The following is an 18325-nucleotide window of genomic DNA, read 5'->3' as shown; positions in this document are numbered from 1 at the left end:
CCCATGTATTTTGGTGTAAGACAGTATACACGGTAAATATTCTATTTAAAGACTTGACGTGTAAGACACCTTGTAACTATATTGTGTCTTACACCTTGCCTTTGTCATGGTGTGAAAATAGCAACGCCCCAGAGTGCGGGAACACTGCTGAGGCGTCTAACCACAATGTAAATGAGGCTTACACTATGGCATTACAACATAGTACCCAAACTCGCCCTAAATTTCAGTATCTCTTTCTCGCCATGTGCCGTTCTGACTTGAACGCTAAACCGCACCGTGAATCAGTAACTGCCCATTCTGAACAAGATGCCCGCCGCTCTCTGGCTGGTCAGTTCGTACTTTCCTTTGCTGGTCGTATTCCTGCACAGGGGGTATGCAATGCTTAAAAAATACCGTGTTGAATTTAGCGCATTAGACGCTGCTGGTGGTGATCTCAAACTGTCATGGTGTGGTGAAGCTGAAAGCCTTGATAAAGCATCAGCCTCTGTTCTCTTGGGGGCTACAGAGCGTCGGTTAAGCAACATTCAGATCACCAGCATCATGCAGCTCCTTGATGAGGATGATATCTACCCACCTTCATACAAAGAGACTCAGGCCCTGATTACTGAACTGATGGGCAGCCGTGGTAAGCCAATCCCTGATACCAGCGAGAATGTATCCCGCACTCGGTTACTTCGCGTTAAAGAAGGTCTGCTTCATTTGTTGACGGTTGTTATTCCTCTGATTGAGAACGAGCAGCAACGATTGCAGGTGTATTGGTGGGCTGAGGCGGTACATAACATCGTACGGTTTGAAGAGCATGACGCGAAAAATGAGCAGGGGGTGTGCAATGTCTAAAAAAACTGAACTGGTACTCGTTGAGGCCCAAAATCTACAGATTATCGAATATCGAGGTCAGCGTGTTTTGACCACCGAGCAAATGGCAGCCGGATACGGTGCCCCGTTGATCGCATCCGTCAGAACTTTAATCGCAATAAGTCTCGGTTTGTTGAGGGTAAACACTACTTCCAGATTGAAGGTAAAGAACTTGATGATTTGCGCGTATCTTTTAGCGACGCACAAATTTCTTCGAAAACTCGCAGCCTTACTTTATGGACAGAACGCGGTGCGGCGAACCATTCAAAAATGCTGGAAACCGATCAGGCGTGGTACTACTACAACGACCTCACTGAGTTTTACTTCTCCCGACGTGATGCATTGCCAGCACCTGCAACCATTCCCGACCTAAGTCGTCTGGAAATTCTTCAGTTAGCTATCGACTCCGAGCAAGGCCGTTTAGCTGAAAAGCAACGCGCCGACAAAGCTATTCGTACCAAAGGCCAGATTAGCCGTAAACGTGAAGCCAGCGCCCTCGGCAAACTAAGTGCAGCCACTCGCAAATGTCGTGTACTGGAAGAACGGCTGGGGGAAAGTACAAAGCATGCCACGGTGAAAGCTGTAGAAAATGTGACTCATCAGAAGTTTGCGTGGCATCCGTTGCGGAAATGGTATCTTGAGAATGGCTTTAAACCAGAGATTGTGCCTGACCCACAGTATGGCTCTGTAAAATCATGGCCTCGCGAAGCATGGCTGGCAGTACATAGTATCAATCTGTCTGATGTTATGGGGGTGACTTATGGATAAGTTAGCGCCCTGCGAAGTTTCCGATCTTCTCAGTGAAATTGCTTCAATTTTAAAAGTCAGTTCAATGCTGATTGCTAGTGAGGATGGTAACGACACGGGTTATGAACTTCTTTGGATCGCTCAGGAACGCGCTGAAAAAGCGGCGAAAAATATTAAGGGGGTGAATTATGGGCCAGCCACAGCCAAATGATCGTTACAAAGACAGTCATGGCTCATTGGTCACTGTCGATTCCGTTGCCTTTAATCGCGTTACCTTTAGCCGTGACGGATATTCATCGCCCTGCATTATGCCACTGGCACGGTTCGTTACTGAATTTACCTTTATCGGGAGAGCATAACCATGAAAGCCAATGAATCAGTACCCCTGGATATTGCCACGCATAAGGCTGGTCAATTAAATGCTCTCTTGCTGTTGATGTTTGAATCCAATATTGAATTAGATACTACTGACGAAAAGGAATTATTAAGCCTTGCATTGGATCTCGCTGGACCAGTAGCGGTTCATTTGCTTGAGCGGGAGGCCGGACAAAATGGAACGCCTTGATAAAGCCAGTAGCTAAATGCCCTGTATTTAATTAGTTAGCATTCCAACATCTCAAAAATAACAGCCATCAGGCTGGGGACTCGCTCGGCCTGATGAAAGGAAAGGATATATTTATGACGAACCTGAATCATTCAATTGAATTAAATCGTAAACATATTGCAGTGGCATTTATCGCTTATTGTCAGAAACGAAATAGAGGCGAATCCATTGCCAATGTCATTATTAATTCTAGAAAGGTTGTTGTTCTGGAAAACTTAACTGAGGCAGCAATTTGTAATTGCCTTATTCATTCTTTGGAAGTGCTTTGTTTTCAGGAATTCGGGCGTGATGACGGCTCGCGGATTCTTGTGGAAACCTACACCCAGATGCTGAGTAAAGATAACAGTAAATTGACACCACACGGCGTCGAGACAATGACGGAAGTCATGAAGGCTACAGTCGTAGATACTTTGGCTAATCCTCACGATAACCGGCATGGACTGGTATTCAGTCAGGACGGTGCAGCATGAAGCCATCCATCGACATGATCCGTGAAGTTACGGCTCAGGCCACCAATCGTTGGCGCGATATTCTTGGTTATCTCGGTATTGATGTACCGGAACGGCCTCGCGACCATTCTGCTTGTCCGGCATGTGGTGGCAAAGACAGATTCCGATTTGATGATCAGGATGGACGTGGGACCCATTTCTGTAATCAGTGTGGTGCCGGTGATGGGCTTGAGCTGGTACAGAAAGTTAAGCAATGCACCTCCACTGAGGCTGCGGTCATGGTAGCAGATGCACTGGGAATGGATCCCGACTCGCGAGTGTCTGCGACGGTACCTGCTAAATCTGTAAAACAGCTGGTACAACCCGGTATCCCGATAGCGGATAAGGTTGCGGAGTTGGTGGCGAAAACGGTACCTGGTGAATCTCAGTACCTACTTAATAAGGGGCTTCCAAGCCCCCCTCAAGCCCTATTGAGTGACGGTTCTTTACTGCTGGTACTGCAAACAATGGAGGGTGTAGTAACTGGTGCGCAGGTGATTAAGCCTGATGGCACCAAACGTCTGATATCTGGAACCATCAAGAAAGGTTCGTTCATTCCTGTGAGGCTTCCAACTGCTCTGGATGATGATCCGATTGTCACGGTGTTAATTGCAGAGGGTAACGCAACCGGCGTTACAGTTTCGTTACTGAGTGATGGGGTTGTGCTGGCCGCTATTGATGAAGGGAACCTGATCCATATAGCGAAAGCCAGCCGGGAACGTTGGCCTGATGCGAAAATTATCATTGCTGCTGATAACGATCTTAAACCCGGTGAAAAGAATGTCGGGAAAGAATCTGCTGAGAAAGCGGCTACCGCGGTGAATGGCTGGGTTGCCTTACCACCGACAGACCATAAAGCCGACTGGGATGATTATCGTCAGCAGTATGGACTGGATGCGAGTATTACCGCGTTTGCTGATTCTCTATATCAACCACATATTTTGGCAGAAGAGGAGCCTCCGGTAGCGGAGCCTCAGGATGTCAGGCGTCCATATGTTGATGAGCGTAAAGGGGGCATGTATTGGGTTGAACCCAAACTGGATAAAAGTAACGGCAATATTACGGAAAGAGAAAGCTGGCTGAGTGACCCGATATCAGTTGCGGGGATAGGTGAAGACGATAACGAGCGGTATCTGATCCTCTCCTGGACGCCGGAGGGTAACAGTACCGAACGTTCAGAAGCTTTACCCATGCGTGACATTGGCGAGCGGGAAGGCTGGTCGCGGCTGCGGGCTGGTGGTTTATCTATCACAGCCAAGAGTGGATTACGGGCAATACTGGCTGACTACCTGCAACGCAGTGGAGAGCGGCAGCTTTGGACAGTTGCCAATGCTACTGGTTGGCAGTGTGGGGCATACATCATGCCGGATGGTTCGGTGATTGGCGCACCTGCAACCCCGGTACTCTTTAATGGTCGCTCATCGGCGGCAAAAGGCTACACCACCAAGGGGACCCCCGAGAGCTGGCGCAATAATGTAGCCAAACTTGCTCGAGGTAATCCCTCCATGATGTTGGGTATTGCCTGTGCCTTTGCTGCTCCGCTGATTGGTCTGGCTGGTGCGGATGGTTTTGGTGTTCATTTATTCGGTGGCTCCTCCGCGGGTAAAACCACGACGGGTAATGCGGCTACCACTGTTTATGGCGAACCCGAAGCGCTGAAGCTGACGTGGTACTCAACAGCGTTGGGATTGGTAAATGAAGCTGCGGCGCACAATGACGGTTTTATGCCACTGGATGAGATAGGGCAAGGCAGTAATAAACGCGCAGTTGCTGATGCTGCTTACGCTTTGTTTAACGGCGTCGGCAAAATTCAGGGGGCCAAGGAGGGCGGTAATCGGGATGTGAAACGCTGGCGCGCAATGGCATTCAGTACCGGTGAAATCGATCTCGAAAGTTATATCCGAGCTGATGGTGGCAAAGTAAACGCGGGCCAACTGGTTCGGCTCTTAAATGTGCCTATCACCAAAGCAACTAAATACCATGGTTTCAAGGACGGTAAAGCGCATGCAGATTCTATGCGAGATGCCTGTAAAGACCACTACGGTGCGGTAGGGCGGGAATGGATTAAGTGCTTAGCCAGCCAGAAAGAAGTAGCAGCGCAAGCTGTCAGGGATGCGGAACGTCGGTGGATAGCATTATTACCCGATGAAGCCAGTGAGCAGGTACGCCGTGTTGCATCGAGGTTCGCCATACTGGAAGCCGCTTTGCTGCTTTCCAAACACCTTACCAGTTGGAGTGAGCAAGAGTGCCGTGACGCTTTACAACATGGCTTTAATGCATGGGTTAATGATTTTGGTATGGGTAATCGTGAATCAAAAGCATGGGCGGAACAGGCTGAATCTTTCTTGCAACGCTTCGGTTATAGCCGTTATTTGCCACACCCTGAAACGGATCCGCGAGATTTACCAATAAAGGATTTGGCGGGATATCGAGAGAAAAAGCCGGGACTCGATACATTGGTATTTCATACTTTTCCCTCAGTCTTTCGAAACGAGATTGCCGTAGGTGCCAATGCGGTGGCTTTTGCTCAGGCTCTCGTGGATGCCGGTATGTTGGATAAACCGAGCAAGGGGATCACTAAGAAAACGCTCAGAATTGACGGTAAGCAGCCTCACTTCGTGGTGCTCATGATGCCAGATGATTTGGAGGAATAAGCAGATCGCCTCCATTTGAACCGACCTGAATCGGATAAATCATTCTCTCTGGCGGGGTATTACACCAATGCTCTGACAGAGAGTAAAAGAATACAGGGTATGCATATCATGAGAATGACAAAAGAATTACGTGCTGAGGTATTTCGGCTTAAACAATCAGGCATCGGTTATAAACGGATAGCCGATATGACTAATTTGAATTTGAGCACGGTAAAAAGCGCCTGTAAGCGGTCTGGGTTATTTGCTGATAATCCAGAGCATGCAGCGATGTTTGAGATACCAGAGAAGCAATACAGTACCGCACTTATCGTGCCCAAGCCCTTACCAGTGCAGAGGCGCATTACGGGAGATAGGCAGACCGACGCTTATTTGTGGGTGTTGGAAGTTATCAATACCGGCGAACCGGGACATATTGCCGCGGCAGAGGAAGCCTTGCACAAACTGACTATCTCCCCCAAAGATGCTCGTGATAATTACACTCGTTATTTGGAAGCGAATGGTGCTGGGTGGACTGCTGGCTTTTCCACACTAATGATGGGGGACCCACAGCATTATATAGACCGAGCCAGAACACAATATTCCCGTGCAGCAGAGGTCAGGGGAACATTCGGCAGTTATGAGGCAGCTCTGGAGCCTACTCGAGCCGAACAACTAATGGAGGTGGCCTATGGCGATATCTATGATGATGATTTTGGCTGGACACCTGAGGAAAAAAAGAAGGGATGTGTTGAGGGTAAGCGAGTTACTGATGTATGGGACCTGCGAGCGGAAGCGTCAAAGGGTTTCGCTGGGGTTTTACCAGAGCCTCATACGCTTTCTGATGTCGTAAGGGAGTTTCAATATTGGCAATGGTTATACCAGACACGAAATGCTGCCTGCAAGGAAATGGATCCTGGTGGATATGGTTATGATTGTGACGGCCCTATTTCTGACCGTGAAACCTACCTTGATAAGAAGCTTGAAATCATCCGCCCTCGCCATCAACGAGAGGCACTGGATGTATTGAAATGGTATTTGCAAAGTGAGCGACATCAGGATTTTATTGGCTCAAATAGTGATGCGGTATATCTAAATTTGATAGGAGTGCATGAGTGCGTATAGGGGATGCAAAAGCAGAAGCATTGGAATAGACGGGGATCTGGTGATGAATGCACCTGTAATAAACGACTTTGTTAAATAAATCAATTAACGTCGCCTAACGTGCTGTCATTGTAGCAGATATTACCGTTATTTACTCATTTGTCGTTACGATTTATGGTAATATATCTACATAGCTAATCAATATAAATAGTGAGTCGTATATTAAATACGGCTCGCTTTTTTATTGGGTAACGTCCAGGGATTCAGAGGGGTATCCATAATATGCGTGATATTCAATTGGTATTAGAACGTTGGGGCGGTTGGGCAGCAAATGAAGATAGTGGCGTAGGTTATTCCCCCATTGCAGCAGGATTTAAAGGTCTGTTAACTAGCACTACAAAGTCGCGGTTATCGTGCTGTGATAATGATGGTCTGCTGGTAGATGCGGCAGTAGGCCGACTGAAGAAAGCTGGGCGAGATGAAGATTATAACCTGATAGAGCAGCACTATAAGAAAGGGATATCAAAATCAGCAATAGCCAGGAAACAGAAGTGCTCGGAGGGAAAAATCAGACTCAAGCTCATGATGGCCGAAACCTTTGTTGATGCTTGCCTGATTATGGCTGGGGCTAAATTAGAAATGGATGAGTGGACACATAAATCTGACAGTGCAAAAACTGTATCTGACCTATTCTGTAGCAAGGAGTTGATAAATATGAGCGTCGGCTAAGTGCGTGAAGCGGACGCTAACTGAGCTATTCATTGGGAAGCAGATCAACTTAGCGTCGCCCTAGTCAAATAAAAGCCCCCTTTATTTGGAGTCTCTACAGACGGTTATTTCTGCATACGTTTTCGTACCATTGGCTCTCCTCGACTAAATCTGGAAGATTGGCAACGCATCAAACAATTTTGAATATTTATAACTTTAAAAAGTGGGCTGTTTTAAAATCCCATGAAGGATTTATCAACTTATGAGTAACTTTTGAAAATACCGTGCGAATACTCAGTTGAGACTGACTGTCCGCAAGAATAGCTTTACCCTCATCAGTTAATGGGGAAGCACTTGGAACTGCGGGTTTATCAGCGGTATTGTCAGGTACATCCAACTTAACGAAAAAACTAATCATGTTTTTCAACGTATGCGGGTTTAGATGTGAAACCGTACTATCACCCTTATGCGTCCGCCTTGCAGCATTTTTGAAGAGTTCATCAAACTTTTGTTTCTGTACAGCTGAATTAGCCTTCCGAGCCCCTTCCAGGATTGAAGAGGAAGCTCTTGAGCTATTAATTCCAATCTTATTATTAGTCATTTAAGTCACCTGAGTTCCATGGGTTCAGATCATAAAATTATCAACGCGATTTTAACTCATAAATAAGAGTATGTAACTTATCCAGTCATTGTTGTCATGAAGTAGTCTACCTACTGGATAAACCACCAGTGACCTGCTCCCGCTTGATTAACACAATTAACTGTTTGTAACGTCTGCTTTCTGGCACGAAACTGCCCACTGCAGCACCAAAGGTACCGCTATGAACGAGATGCAGACTTTATGTCAGCAAACTATCATTCAACAACTCCATTTCTTATCAAGCGATATGAACAGATGGATGATGGACTCGAAAAATGTGGGATATTACGGTTTATCCAATGAACGAATAAGTGCACAAATGTCCCGCATTAGATTCCGTGCTGTCGGGCTTATACCCCCAAGCTGAAAGAAACCGTGAATGACGCCGAAATAGCGTTGTGCTGTGCAATTTACCCCTTGCTGAGTAAGGCGGACAAATAGCGCTTCACCTTCATCGCGCAACGGGTCGTATTCCGCTGTAACGATATGCACTGGTGGCAACGAAGATAAATCACCATGCAGTAACGGACTGACTTCAGGATGAGTAAATTCAGTATGAGGAAAATAGGCTTCGAAACCGCTAAGTAGCGTGTCGCTTGTTAGCACATAATCGTTACCATTTAGCTTGTGGCTTTCAAATGATGCAGTTGCATCCAGCATGGGGTAAATAAGTACCAACTGCTGGGGCAGCCATTGTTTGGTGTTTCTCAATCGAAGTGCTGTTATCAGGGCAAGATGGCCTCCCGCGCTATCCCCCATTAATGTTATATGGCTTCGATCAATGCCTAACGCTTGTGCGTGTTGCCAAACAATGTTCGCAGCATGTTCCGCATCATCATGTGCAGCTGGATAAGTATGTTCTGGAGCTAAACGATATTGTACCGCAACGACTCTACAACCACTCAGGAAGGCAAGTTGGCGCAGCTGATTATCATGTGTTAAAAAACCGCCACTCACAAAACAACCACCATGATAATAGACAATCGCAGGCAAAAATTCCCCCTCATTTAAGGGCGATACGATACGCAACGAAACCTCTTGAATAACCATATCTTCAACATTTACGCGCTGCTCAATATCACCGGACAGAGCTGTGCTTGCAACATACGTGGCACGACGTTCTTCAAATGTCTGATTACGAGATGACGGGCGACCTGCTGCGATAAAGTCGTCAACAAGCCTAGCGATTGCCGGCTCCAGAGTCATGAGGTTGTCTCCCAGATTGAGAATATTTTGAAAAGCTAATTCAGGAGTGTAATTTGCCAGGAAGAATATGAAAAGTCAGGAAACCAATATTCATAATACCAAATCTTAAATCAGTGCAACTTCCTGTAGTTAATCACACGATTTATCTGGGGCGTTATCTTCTGACAAGTAAGTGTTGCCTCGCTGTATTAGTATGTTTTAGTGCGTTGAATGTTCGGTATTGGCACCGAGCTGGCTGTCAGATCTGATTGGTCCAGAGTACAATGGGTGTAACAGTAAGTATGAACTAATAAAAAAACGTATAAAAAGCTATTCGTTACGAATTTTACCTATTACTCTGCTAAGAGTGGTTACTTTGTCACGTAGCTTACACAATTTAAAAGACCTCGCCTCGGCGGGGTTTTGTCGTTTTGTGATGTATGACAATTATAAGCATAGTTATGTTTACTCTTTGTTAATATTAATAATGTAAATTGTATGATGCTGTGATAGTTGCTTTGTAACGATTGTTGGCTCAGTCGTCCTACCCGTGGAGTTAGCACAGCACCTAATTCAAAGCCTCAGTTAATCGCTGGGGCTTTTTTACATACGGGATTATCCCTTATGTAGAATCAGCCAAAAAGAGTGAACCAACATTCACATGGGTACTGGATTGGTTAATCCAATCGTTGTGAAACAGTATCCAGCCGAATGTTGATTATTGGGTGCAAAAAAACTCACCACCGCTTATCTTGGTAAGGGGTGCTAATAGGCGAATACCAGGGAAGTTTTTACTGCCAGATATCATATGATTGTTTTATTTAATTAATGTGACTTAAGTTAAATTGAATGGGTAAGTTAATAAAATTCATGAAAATATACTTAATAATACGCATTCGTAATAGTGATTATTATTAACTATCCAATCACGTTAATGGTTTTATAAGCTAGAGTTAATGTATAACCAACTGGCCAGTACCACGGGCAGGCCCCCGTAACGATACCCCTTCGCTTCAGCCCCGCCTAACCGCTAGGGCTTTTTTTTCATTTCTACATTCGCCTGAGAATCATTGAGTAACGGGTTCATATCCCAATCTATTTAGATCATTGTTCCACCAATGACTTGGCGCTCAGCCGAATGTGGTGAATGCGCATGCTAAAGCGCCGCAATACTGGAGATGAAGTGACCGTGCAGGCTGGCAAAACTCCAGCAGACGGCCTGCAAGGGAGAGTGTAAACCCACTCCCTAATAAACGGAGTAGCGCAGTGAGAATCTGACATAGCCGAGATCAGCGCCGGCCACCACAGAAGTAGATTGAAAGGTATGCGGTCAGCACATTGGTAGATGTTGACGCCGGAACCGCAACCGGCTTCAAATTATAGTTAACGGCATGAAAACGTTAAAGTACGTTAACGCTCACTTTGGTGGGCCTTTTGTATTTTGAGGGTATACTGCCAGCAGATTGCTTTGTATTGATCCTGAAATGTAACCATAACTGTAATAATTTGAGCAACCTAAGCACATTCAGTGGTTTATTGGTAAGAAAGATAATCTGTACAAGAAATAACCTACACTGAATGGGGAATTTTAACTTTGAGGTTTTTATGATCCCTAAGGGATATAGCTTAAATGCTACATGCGATTACGTAAGTAGGTTAATCGGCGAAGCTGTTATTAAATTTCGCGTAAGTGGAGAAAATATCGACTTGAATAATTTAGTACAACATTTCAAGTCTGAATTTTTACAAGAGCAAAATGAAGAACGTAAATTTTATTTGAGTTTAGCTATTGGAATGCTTTCTGTAGATTAGTTATCAATAGAAATCAGATTTTTCGGTAAGCATCTTTGGTTTTTTCATGTCAAATATCCTGTTAATTTAAAGTTAATTAGAGTTATCTTCATTGAATTGCACTATTTTCATAATATTGTCCGAGATTCTCATTGCTTCCTACTCATTTAGGCGTAGGGTTGAACTCACAACGATTTACCCCTGTTGTATGTGACTTTTGAGGATTTAGCCCGCTTCGTAGGGGCATTTTTTTGTTTATATATTAAAACATTACGCCATTAGCTCATCAGGATAGAGCGCCAGTTTTCTAAGCTGACGGTGCGTGGTTCAAGTCCGCGATGGCGTACCAAATTTTAGCCCTAGCTTAACCGCTGGGGCTTTTTCGTTTTAGCCCATCAGTCACCCAATCAACTCCACACACACTATTAACAGATGAGTGGCTGCACTGATGGGCTAAATTCCTTAACTACACGCCCAGCCCGTCCGGGAGGGGGAGATATGAAAATGCATAACAACCCTGACCTTATGGACATCATTACCCGATGGATAGCCGCACATCGTCCCGAGTTGGGCTATGGCGGGATCGCTGGGATTATCGCCTGGTTACGTGGCCGGTATAACGAGAAGCCATGGCGTAGATGTTTTTTGGATGCACTGATGTGTGCTGCGATAGCTTTTGCGGTGCGTGACCTACTTAATTTCTTCGGGTTATCGACCGACCTCGCATACCTTTCAAGCGTAATTATTGGTTATCTCGGCACGGATTATTTATCCAGCTTGTTCAAGTGGAAGGTAACGGGCAGACCAATGGGAGAAGGAAAAGAGAATGACAAGTAATTTTAGATTCAGCCAGCGGAGTGAGGGGAACCTCAAAGGCGTTAATGCTGACTTGGTGAAAGTGGTTCGCCGCGCTCTGGAGCTATCGACCATTGATTTTATTGTTATCGAAGGGGGGCGCACTTTAGCGCGGCAAGAGCAACTATACGCTCAGGGAAGAACAGCGCCCGGCAAAATTGTCACTTGGACAATGAGATCTAAGCATATCACTGGCAATGCTGTTGATTTATTGCCGGTAACGGGCTGGGACAACTTATCTTCTTTTAAAGCCGTGTCCAAAGCGATGTTTCAAGCTGCCAGTGAACTGGGTGTGAAAATTACTTGGGGTGCCGATTGGAACGGAAACGGCATTCAAGAGAAGGGAGAAACGGATAGTCCTCACTTCGAGATATCTGCATGAAAGAAACCCTATTGAGATTGATAGCCGTCGCACTGACGATTTCAGTTTTAGTCGGTGGCGGGTATTGGTGGGGCAGTGATAGTAAAGATTCGGAATGGTCACTCAAATGGGCTGAGCGTGATAAGTCAGACAGAGACGCAGAAATAGCCGCCAGAAAGAGTGCCACCGAAAAAGAGGCCCAACTTCAGGCAGCCCAGTTAGTTGGATTAAAGGCATATCAACAAGGGGTAGTAGATGCTGAGAAAAAAGCAAAAGGCACTATTGCTGCTTACCGTGCTGGCAATATCAAGCTGCAAAAGCGTTTCGAGTGTCTCGCCACTTCAGTTGGGGATATGCCCGTTACTCCCGCCAGTGGACAGCTCACTGATGCAGCCAGAGACTGCGGATTTTCAGACGCAGATGTCGGGTTTCTTATTTCAATCGCTGAGCGAGCCGATAAGTTAGTCGAGAAGGTCACCGCGCTGCAAAAGGTTGTCACTGACGACCGCCGAATAATCAATGGTAGTAAATTCGAGTAGGTGGCATTGATGCACAAATTTCTAGCAGTGCACACAGCTTAACAGTATCTAAACGGCGTTGATGATTTATAAATAAAGTCTTGATAAGGTCACTATTTAACTGTATAAAAAAACAGGTCACCCACTAATAATTAATAATAATTCATTAATAATTAGTGGGTTAATTAAATCATAAGGATTGAAATATGAACGTTCGTTTAGCCGTATTACTTATTGCCGTTGCATCATCATTTTCTGCTGTAGCCGCTTCAGAGAGTGACATTCAGGATGCAAAAGTTATCACTGTCACTACTGATGTCGTGTCGGGTCACCTTAATATTGCTAATGGTCGTAACTGCTTGTCTGAGAATGCACAGGGAAAGCCAGCACTATTAGCCTGTGAGAGCGCAGAGAAAGTCAGCCCTGAAAAAAGTACTGTTCGTTACATCGTACTGAAAAGCGGTCAATGCCTGTCTGATGCAGGTGGCAAAACACCGGTCATGGCCGTCTGTGATTTTCAGGATAAGAAGCAACAGTGGACAGCCCTTCAAGGTATTGGTACGGATGTCCGTAATATGGCATCAAATAAGTGCCTGACGACCGCAGGGCTGGACAAGCCGGTGACGATGGCTACATGTGCTGGCCTGCCAGCTCAGAATTGGACATTACCTCAGTAAAGTAGCATTACAGGTGGCATTCATTGAGTGCCATCGATAATGCACAACCTAAGCCACTAGCCTTATAAGCTGGTGGTTTTTTATTTCCCGCGCCGGTTATCGCTGCCTGCCTGTACTAGCACTGACGTAGCTCCTTGTCCATTGAGCGTACAGGCGGAATCAATAATAACCAACCCCCCTCCGTGATAGTCAGGGCATTGGCGGCAACATCAGCCGTGGTGGAAGAAGCGATGTGACAGCCGGAGATACGGCCTGTATTGCAGTAGCCATTCAATGAGTGGTTGCGACAATACACATAAGCAATGCTACCACCTGTTGCCCACCGATCACCCTGAGCATTAACAGGTTGGTGGCATTTTACTTAGTTAAAAAATAGAAACATCGTTACGCTATAGCGCTAATAAATTTTGTTGGTTAATTTGTTATATATGAGTTTATCGACTGAGAAAGGCCCGCCACCTTGGGTAATTAAAAGGATAAGGAACAAAATATAAGAACTTTCAGGCAAATACAGTAGCCAACTATACCAAGTTATAAGATTTATACCTGTAGGTATCTGGGACAAACCGACAGTAATCAATGCCACCATACTGATTACTAATAATAATAAGCCAGATAGCCGAGAAAGAAGGCCTAGAGCAAGAAAAAGACCAACAATTAATTCAGTTGATGCAACAAATGTAGCCATTATTTCAGGGTAAGGTAATCCAGCATGAATCATTGTCTCTATCATTAACTGTCTATTTTCTAAGACTGTGATTTTGTTGAAACCAGAAGAAAAGAAGAATAGACCAAGAGTGATTCTTATTAGCGCGGTGGGATACAAAAGCAATGACTTTGAAGAATGACAGAGGCATTTTAATAAAGTAGACAAACTCATAAAAACTCCGTGTATAGGTAAAGATAAGCTGGGCTTTTGGTTACATACAATTTTAATATATCAATTGTTTAGTAAACCAATTGATAACAAAACGTTGGTGATTTGATTGATATAATGCACAACCTAAGCCACTGGCCTTATAAGTCGGTGGTTTTTCTATTTAGGGATAGACCATGGCAACTCTTAAGGATTTATCTAATCAGCTCCAGCAGATTAAAAAACAGCTCCCTTTTGCTGCTGCTCAGGCGCTAACAAGTGTTGCTCGCCAGATTGCAGCCGCTCAGAAGGTGGGTATGCAGCGCAATCTGGATAATCCGACCCCTTTCACCGTTAATTCTGTAGGCTCGTTTGGTGCCCGCAAAGACCGATTACAGGCCAAAGTATTTGTGCGTGATATTGCTGCCAGTTATCTCGAACCGTTCGAGTTCGGCGGCCAGCACAAACTCAATGGTCAGGCGCTGCTTAACCCTAAAAACATAAAGCTTAATAAGTTCGGAAACTTAGCCCGTAATAAAACGCAGCAGCTCAAAGCTAAAGAAAATGTGTTTGTAGGTGAGGTGAATGGCGTTAGTGGTTTCTTCCAGCGTAAGAAAGGGAAGAAAAGCAAAAAGGTTAAGAAGCGTCAGAAGCGCTCTCCTAACGGGGTGCATCGCGCCAGAGAGAAACAAAAAGCACCTAAGCTGCTGATTCAGTTTGGTGACGCATTGGCAGTTAAACCAACGCTTGGATACTTCGACCGAGCGAATGCAATGGCACAGGCTTTAATGCCTGGTGCGTTAAGCCTGGCAATCGAGCAGGCATTGAAGACGGCTAAATAGATGAGGTATCACAGTGAATAACGGCACAATTAAGAATGCACAAATAACATGCGAAACAGGTGGCACGGTGCTTCAGGCTGCATACTTAAACGCTGCTCAGGAAACGCTACAGCAGCTATTGGCCAGTGAGTTAACAGGAAAACAACCCTATCCCATTCTGTATAAGCAAGGCGATGTAGAACAGCGCGCCATTGAATTAGCTCAAGCTGTAGGGAGTGCTTTTACTGCGCTTGATTGCTTACCGGGTCGATTGTCTGATTTACATTCTCGGGCAATTCGCACTGAAGAATTATCATTGAAGCTAGCTCAGACTGTTGCCACATTGCTTGATCGTATTACTGGCACTTCATTAGGTGGGGATTTTGCTGACACCCGTCCTGTCTCGTCAAATCAAATTGGCCGCACTCACACCGCAGTCAGGCGAACAGAGGATTATCTCAATGAAGCGCTGCATGTGTTAGGTGAGATAGATAAGGCGCTTAATTAACACGTTATTAGCCGAGGCGCTGATAAGCAGGTAGCAACTGACTATCCTTTCAGCTCAAAACCGGAATCATTATGAGCCTGTATGACAATCATTATCATCTATAAAAAATGGGTCCCTCCTGAGACCTTTGTAATGTACGGGCATTGCGCGCCGTGCAGTTTTACCAGCTATAAATTTTTCATTTTGTGTCCCATGTCCCACGTGCATAGTTATGCAAATGCAACCGTCAGCCCTTACACTGTGCGGCTTTAACTATTTTGGTGCGTGGGACATTTTGAATGGGACACAAAAAAATGTCCCACGGCAATGTCCCACAGCAATGTCCCATGTCCCACAGAGGCAATTTTCATCATGAGCACAATGACGCAGATTGATTATGCCAAGCATGCAGGTGTGGATCGGAAGACAGTGAGCCGCTGGATAAAGGCGGGAAAATATATTGTTCTTGATGGTGATCTGGTCAACGTTGAAGAAAGTGATAAGGCTGTGGCCACTTTGCGCGACAGTAAAGATCCCCGGACTAAAAACGCCAGCAAAAAGAAACCAGTCAAAGTTAAAGCCGCTGATATTGATGACAGTACCGATGCGACTATCAAAGAGATCATGCTCGCTAATGGGGTTGAATGGTCGCGGGAAGAGGCCGCAAGGGTAAAAGAGAATTATCTCGCGTTACTGACCAAGTTGGAGTTTGAGAAAGAAGACGGGCAGCTGGTGGAGCTAACGGTCGCAGAGGGTATTTTGTTTGATGCTTTTCGTGCTCAGCGAGACGCTTGGATGAACTGGCCGTCAAGGGTGGCTCCTTTGATGGCGGCTGACTTGGATGTTCCTGCCGACAGAATGACCGAGGTGTTATTAGAATATGTCCATAAACACATCTCTGGCCTCGGCGAACCTGAGTTTAACGCAGAGCAAACATGACCGTCTCCTCCGCAGCGTTCGTAAGGGCTGGACACCGCCACCCCGTATTAGCGTGCCCGACTGGGCCGACGAATTCCGAAAACTGGCAAAAGAGGCTGGCAGCACATCAGGTGACTGGGACACCTCAACGGTAGAGATTGCTCGTGGCCCCATGTTGGCGGCGACGGAATCCGGGGTGCATATCATCACCGTGATGTGCTGTACCCAGTTGATGAAAACGGCATTGCTTGAAAACCTGTTTGGTTACTTCGCCCATCTTGATCCTTGCCCGATGCTGTTATTGCAACCTAAAGAGGATGCGGCGGAACAGTTCTCTAAAGAACGTATTACCCCCTTGATCAGGGTCACACCCGCTCTTCGCCAGTTGGTGGGTGGCAACAAGCAGAAAAATTCGAAAGAGACATTACTGTACAAATCCTTTACGGGGGGCTTTTTGGCACTGGCGGGGGCCGGTAGTCCAGACAACCTTGCTCGTCGTCCGATCCGTGTGCTGCTGGCGGATGAGGTGGATAAATATCCCATAACCCGTGAAGGTGACCCGATCACGCTGGCGGAAGAGCGCACCGCAACCTTTGGCCTCAACTGGTTATCGGTTCGCGCCTGCTCTCCGACCGTTGAAGATGAGAGCCGCATTGCGGCCAGCTATGAAGAGTCCGATCAGCGCCGGGCATCGATGGCCTGTCCCCACTGTGGCCACCGCCAATTTCCTGATTTCTTCAAGCATGTTCACTGGCCATCCGAAGGGGACAAGCACCAGACAAAACTCGCCATGATCCACTGCGAAAGCTGCGGTTCTGGTTGGTCCGAGGGTGACCGGCTAAGAGCGCTACGCACCATTCAATGGCATCAGACAAAGCCGTTTGAATGCTGTGGACAGCGTCATGTCCCGCTGAATCATTATGAGCAAGCATGGCACGTTGATGATCAGACTGCCGTCGGTGTTGTGTGGCGATGGTCTGAGTCTGAGCGTCACGCGGTGCATCGGGCTATTTGCCCTGACTGTGGGGCGCTGGGGGTCGAGAATATCCACGCGGGTTTTCAGGCATCCAAATTATTCAGCCCGTGGCAAAAAGATAAACCGTCTGATATCGCTGCTAAATACCTTAAAGCCAAGGGTGACCCAGATAAAGAGTTGGCTTGGTGGAATACCCAAATGGGCCTACCTCACCGACCCAACTACGGTAAGCGCCTACCTGTCGATGAACTGCTATCGCGAAGAGAAGTGTTTGATGCTGAAGTCCCTGATGGCGTTGCCGTCCTGACGGCGGGAATTGACACGCAGGCCGACCGATTGGAAATAGAAGTGGTTGGCTGGGGAATGGATGAGGAGAGCTGGTCTGTGGCGTTTGACGTTATTGAGGGTGACCTCGAAACAGCAGAGCCTTGGCTTCGGCTTGATGCTTACCTTAAACAAATCTGGCGCCGGGCAGATGGTCGTGGTTTTACCATCATGGCCGCCTGTCATGACTCCGGCGGCAACCATACACAAAAGGTCTATGAGTTTGCCAAGGAGCGTCTGGGGCGTCGGATATGGGCCATCAAAGGGGAATCCGCCACTGGCGGTAAACGCTCCCCTATCTGGCCTAACAAGCGGCCCACCTCAAAGAATCGGTCGCAGTTCCGCCCGGTCATTATTGGGGTTAACTCAGCAAAAGATGCTATTCGCGCCCGTCTTCATATTGATAAACCCGGCCCCGGTTATATGCATTTTTCAACCGATCGGGATATGGGGTATTTCAGCCAGTTAACCGCTGAGCGCTTGATCATGAAAGAGGCCGCAGGCCAGCGCTACAGTGTTTGGGAGCTGCCTCATGGCAAGGCTAACGAAGCGCTGGACTGTCGAGTTTATGCTTCTGCTGCCCTTGCGGGTCTGTTTCATATGGGGCTGAAGCTAAATACCCGCGCAATGCTGATCGAATCCGAACCCGACAAAGTTCTGCATCCTGCCCGTGTCGAGCCGGAGGACAAAACCAGCCTGCGGCTGCCGGGTGCCATTATTACTGAACCTGAAGAACTTCAACGTAAACCTCTACATAAACGGCTGGCTCGTTAAAAAGGA

General features: G+C 46.4%; 20 protein-coding genes, 1 tRNA gene and 1 pseudogene. 19 read left to right on the top strand and 3 right to left on the bottom strand.

All coding sequences use genetic code 11. The features are described from left to right. The first annotated feature begins 185 nt into the window (after positions 1-185). The 10 genes and pseudogenes from V2A84_RS13340 to V2A84_RS13295 all read left to right on the top strand — a co-directional run bounded on the left by V2A84_RS13340 (position 186) and on the right by V2A84_RS13295 (position 7157). Positions 186-386, top strand: a complete 201-nt coding sequence (locus tag V2A84_RS13340; RefSeq protein WP_420072037.1) for a host cell division inhibitor Icd-like protein — start codon at positions 186-188, stop codon at positions 384-386. Then, positions 379-837, top strand: coding sequence for a hypothetical protein (locus tag V2A84_RS13335; RefSeq protein ID WP_420072038.1), 459 nt, complete (start codon positions 379-381; stop codon positions 835-837). Before V2A84_RS13340 ends, V2A84_RS13335 begins: the two co-directional genes overlap by 8 nt. Beyond that, positions 830-1623, top strand: a pseudogene (locus V2A84_RS13330) (ORF6N domain-containing protein). The gene V2A84_RS13335 and the pseudogene V2A84_RS13330 overlap by 8 nt, the downstream one beginning before the upstream one ends. Further along, positions 1616-1813 (top strand): hypothetical protein, encoded by a 198-nt coding sequence (locus tag V2A84_RS13325; protein ID WP_032905635.1) that lies wholly within the window; start codon positions 1616-1618, stop codon positions 1811-1813. Before V2A84_RS13330 ends, V2A84_RS13325 begins: the two are co-directional and overlap by 8 nt. Beyond that, on the top strand, positions 1791-1961 hold the full coding sequence (locus V2A84_RS13320; protein ID WP_032898472.1) for a DUF4222 domain-containing protein: 171 nt from the start codon (positions 1791-1793) through the stop codon (positions 1959-1961). Before V2A84_RS13325 ends, V2A84_RS13320 begins: the two co-directional genes overlap by 23 nt. 2 nt (positions 1962-1963) lie before the next feature. Continuing rightward, entirely contained in the window at positions 1964-2167 is a 204-nt protein-coding gene (locus tag V2A84_RS13315) for a hypothetical protein (RefSeq protein ID WP_050288465.1), read from the top strand. A 113-nt stretch (positions 2168-2280) separates the two neighbouring features. Then, positions 2281-2676: a hypothetical protein gene (locus tag V2A84_RS13310; protein ID WP_420072040.1), complete on the top strand. Its 396-nt coding sequence runs from the start codon at positions 2281-2283 to the stop codon at positions 2674-2676. Further along, the gene (locus tag V2A84_RS13305; protein WP_420072041.1) at positions 2673-5348 is read left to right on the top strand and encodes a DUF927 domain-containing protein; all 2676 of its coding nucleotides are present in this window, start codon (positions 2673-2675) and stop codon (positions 5346-5348) included. The genes V2A84_RS13310 and V2A84_RS13305 overlap by 4 nt, the downstream gene beginning before the upstream one ends. A 99-nt stretch (positions 5349-5447) precedes the next feature. Next, positions 5448-6449, top strand: coding sequence for a hypothetical protein (locus tag V2A84_RS13300; RefSeq protein ID WP_420072042.1), 1002 nt, complete (start codon positions 5448-5450; stop codon positions 6447-6449). A gap of 261 nt (positions 6450-6710) precedes the next feature. Further along, complete coding sequence (locus tag V2A84_RS13295) at positions 6711-7157, top strand: antiterminator Q family protein (protein WP_420072043.1); 447 nt, start codon at positions 6711-6713, stop codon at positions 7155-7157. Positions 7158-7344: 187 nt separating this feature from the next. Here the strand turns inward: V2A84_RS13295 and V2A84_RS13290 are convergent, their stop codons facing one another. Together V2A84_RS13290 and V2A84_RS13285 are read right to left on the bottom strand one after the other, a co-directional pair. Beyond that, entirely contained in the window at positions 7345-7737 is a 393-nt protein-coding gene (locus V2A84_RS13290; RefSeq protein ID WP_420072044.1) for a hypothetical protein, read from the bottom strand. A 324-nt stretch (positions 7738-8061) separates the two neighbouring features. Continuing rightward, positions 8062-8982: an alpha/beta hydrolase gene (locus tag V2A84_RS13285; protein ID WP_442848912.1), complete on the bottom strand. Its 921-nt coding sequence runs from the start codon at positions 8980-8982 to the stop codon at positions 8062-8064. Between the two features lie 2042 nt (positions 8983-11024). On the opposite strand from V2A84_RS13285, the gene V2A84_RS13280 reads away from it, so the two are divergent. From V2A84_RS13280 to V2A84_RS13260, 5 genes are all read left to right on the top strand, one after another. Beyond that, a tRNA-Arg gene (locus V2A84_RS13280) sits at positions 11025-11101 on the top strand. Positions 11102-11250: 149 nt separating this feature from the next. After that, the gene (locus V2A84_RS13275; RefSeq protein WP_420072124.1) at positions 11251-11589 is read left to right on the top strand and encodes a phage holin, lambda family; all 339 of its coding nucleotides are present in this window, start codon (positions 11251-11253) and stop codon (positions 11587-11589) included. Continuing rightward, the gene (locus tag V2A84_RS13270) at positions 11579-11989 is read left to right on the top strand and encodes a M15 family metallopeptidase (RefSeq protein ID WP_442848911.1); all 411 of its coding nucleotides are present in this window, start codon (positions 11579-11581) and stop codon (positions 11987-11989) included. Before V2A84_RS13275 ends, V2A84_RS13270 begins: the two co-directional genes overlap by 11 nt. Continuing rightward, positions 11986-12507 carry a DUF2514 family protein gene (locus V2A84_RS13265; protein ID WP_442820668.1) on the top strand — a complete coding sequence of 174 codons (522 nt, stop codon included), beginning with the start codon at positions 11986-11988 and terminating at the stop codon, positions 12505-12507. Before V2A84_RS13270 ends, V2A84_RS13265 begins: the two co-directional genes overlap by 4 nt. A gap of 185 nt (positions 12508-12692) precedes the next feature. Beyond that, positions 12693-13163 carry a ricin-type beta-trefoil lectin domain protein gene (locus V2A84_RS13260; RefSeq protein WP_442821183.1) on the top strand — a complete coding sequence of 157 codons (471 nt, stop codon included), beginning with the start codon at positions 12693-12695 and terminating at the stop codon, positions 13161-13163. Positions 13164-13560: 397 nt separating this feature from the next. Here the strand turns inward: V2A84_RS13260 and V2A84_RS13255 are convergent, their stop codons facing one another. Next, positions 13561-14043, bottom strand: a complete 483-nt coding sequence (locus V2A84_RS13255; RefSeq protein ID WP_420072079.1) for a DoxX family protein — start codon at positions 14041-14043, stop codon at positions 13561-13563. Positions 14044-14216: 173 nt separating this feature from the next. Between V2A84_RS13255 and V2A84_RS13250 the strand changes: the two genes are divergently transcribed. The 4 genes from V2A84_RS13250 (at position 14217) to V2A84_RS13235 (ending at position 18319) form a co-directional block, all read left to right on the top strand. After that, positions 14217-14861 carry a hypothetical protein gene (locus V2A84_RS13250; RefSeq protein ID WP_420072078.1) on the top strand — a complete coding sequence of 215 codons (645 nt, stop codon included), beginning with the start codon at positions 14217-14219 and terminating at the stop codon, positions 14859-14861. 13 nt (positions 14862-14874) lie between these two features. Then, on the top strand, positions 14875-15348 hold the full coding sequence (locus V2A84_RS13245; RefSeq protein ID WP_420072077.1) for a hypothetical protein: 474 nt from the start codon (positions 14875-14877) through the stop codon (positions 15346-15348). A 351-nt stretch (positions 15349-15699) separates the two neighbouring features. Beyond that, positions 15700-16266: a hypothetical protein gene (locus tag V2A84_RS13240; protein WP_442848910.1), complete on the top strand. Its 567-nt coding sequence runs from the start codon at positions 15700-15702 to the stop codon at positions 16264-16266. Next, on the top strand, positions 16208-18319 hold the full coding sequence (locus V2A84_RS13235; RefSeq protein WP_442848909.1) for a phage terminase large subunit family protein: 2112 nt from the start codon (positions 16208-16210) through the stop codon (positions 18317-18319). Before V2A84_RS13240 ends, V2A84_RS13235 begins: the two co-directional genes overlap by 59 nt. Positions 18320-18325: the final 6 nt, after the last annotated feature.

It is taken from the genome of Yersinia sp. 2553 StPb PI, from assembly GCF_052217105.1.
Taxonomy (GTDB): Bacteria; Pseudomonadota; Gammaproteobacteria; order Enterobacterales; family Enterobacteriaceae; genus Yersinia; species Yersinia enterocolitica_E.
Note: the sequence above shows the minus strand (reverse complement) of the source record. Positions and strands in the feature narration are given on the sequence as shown.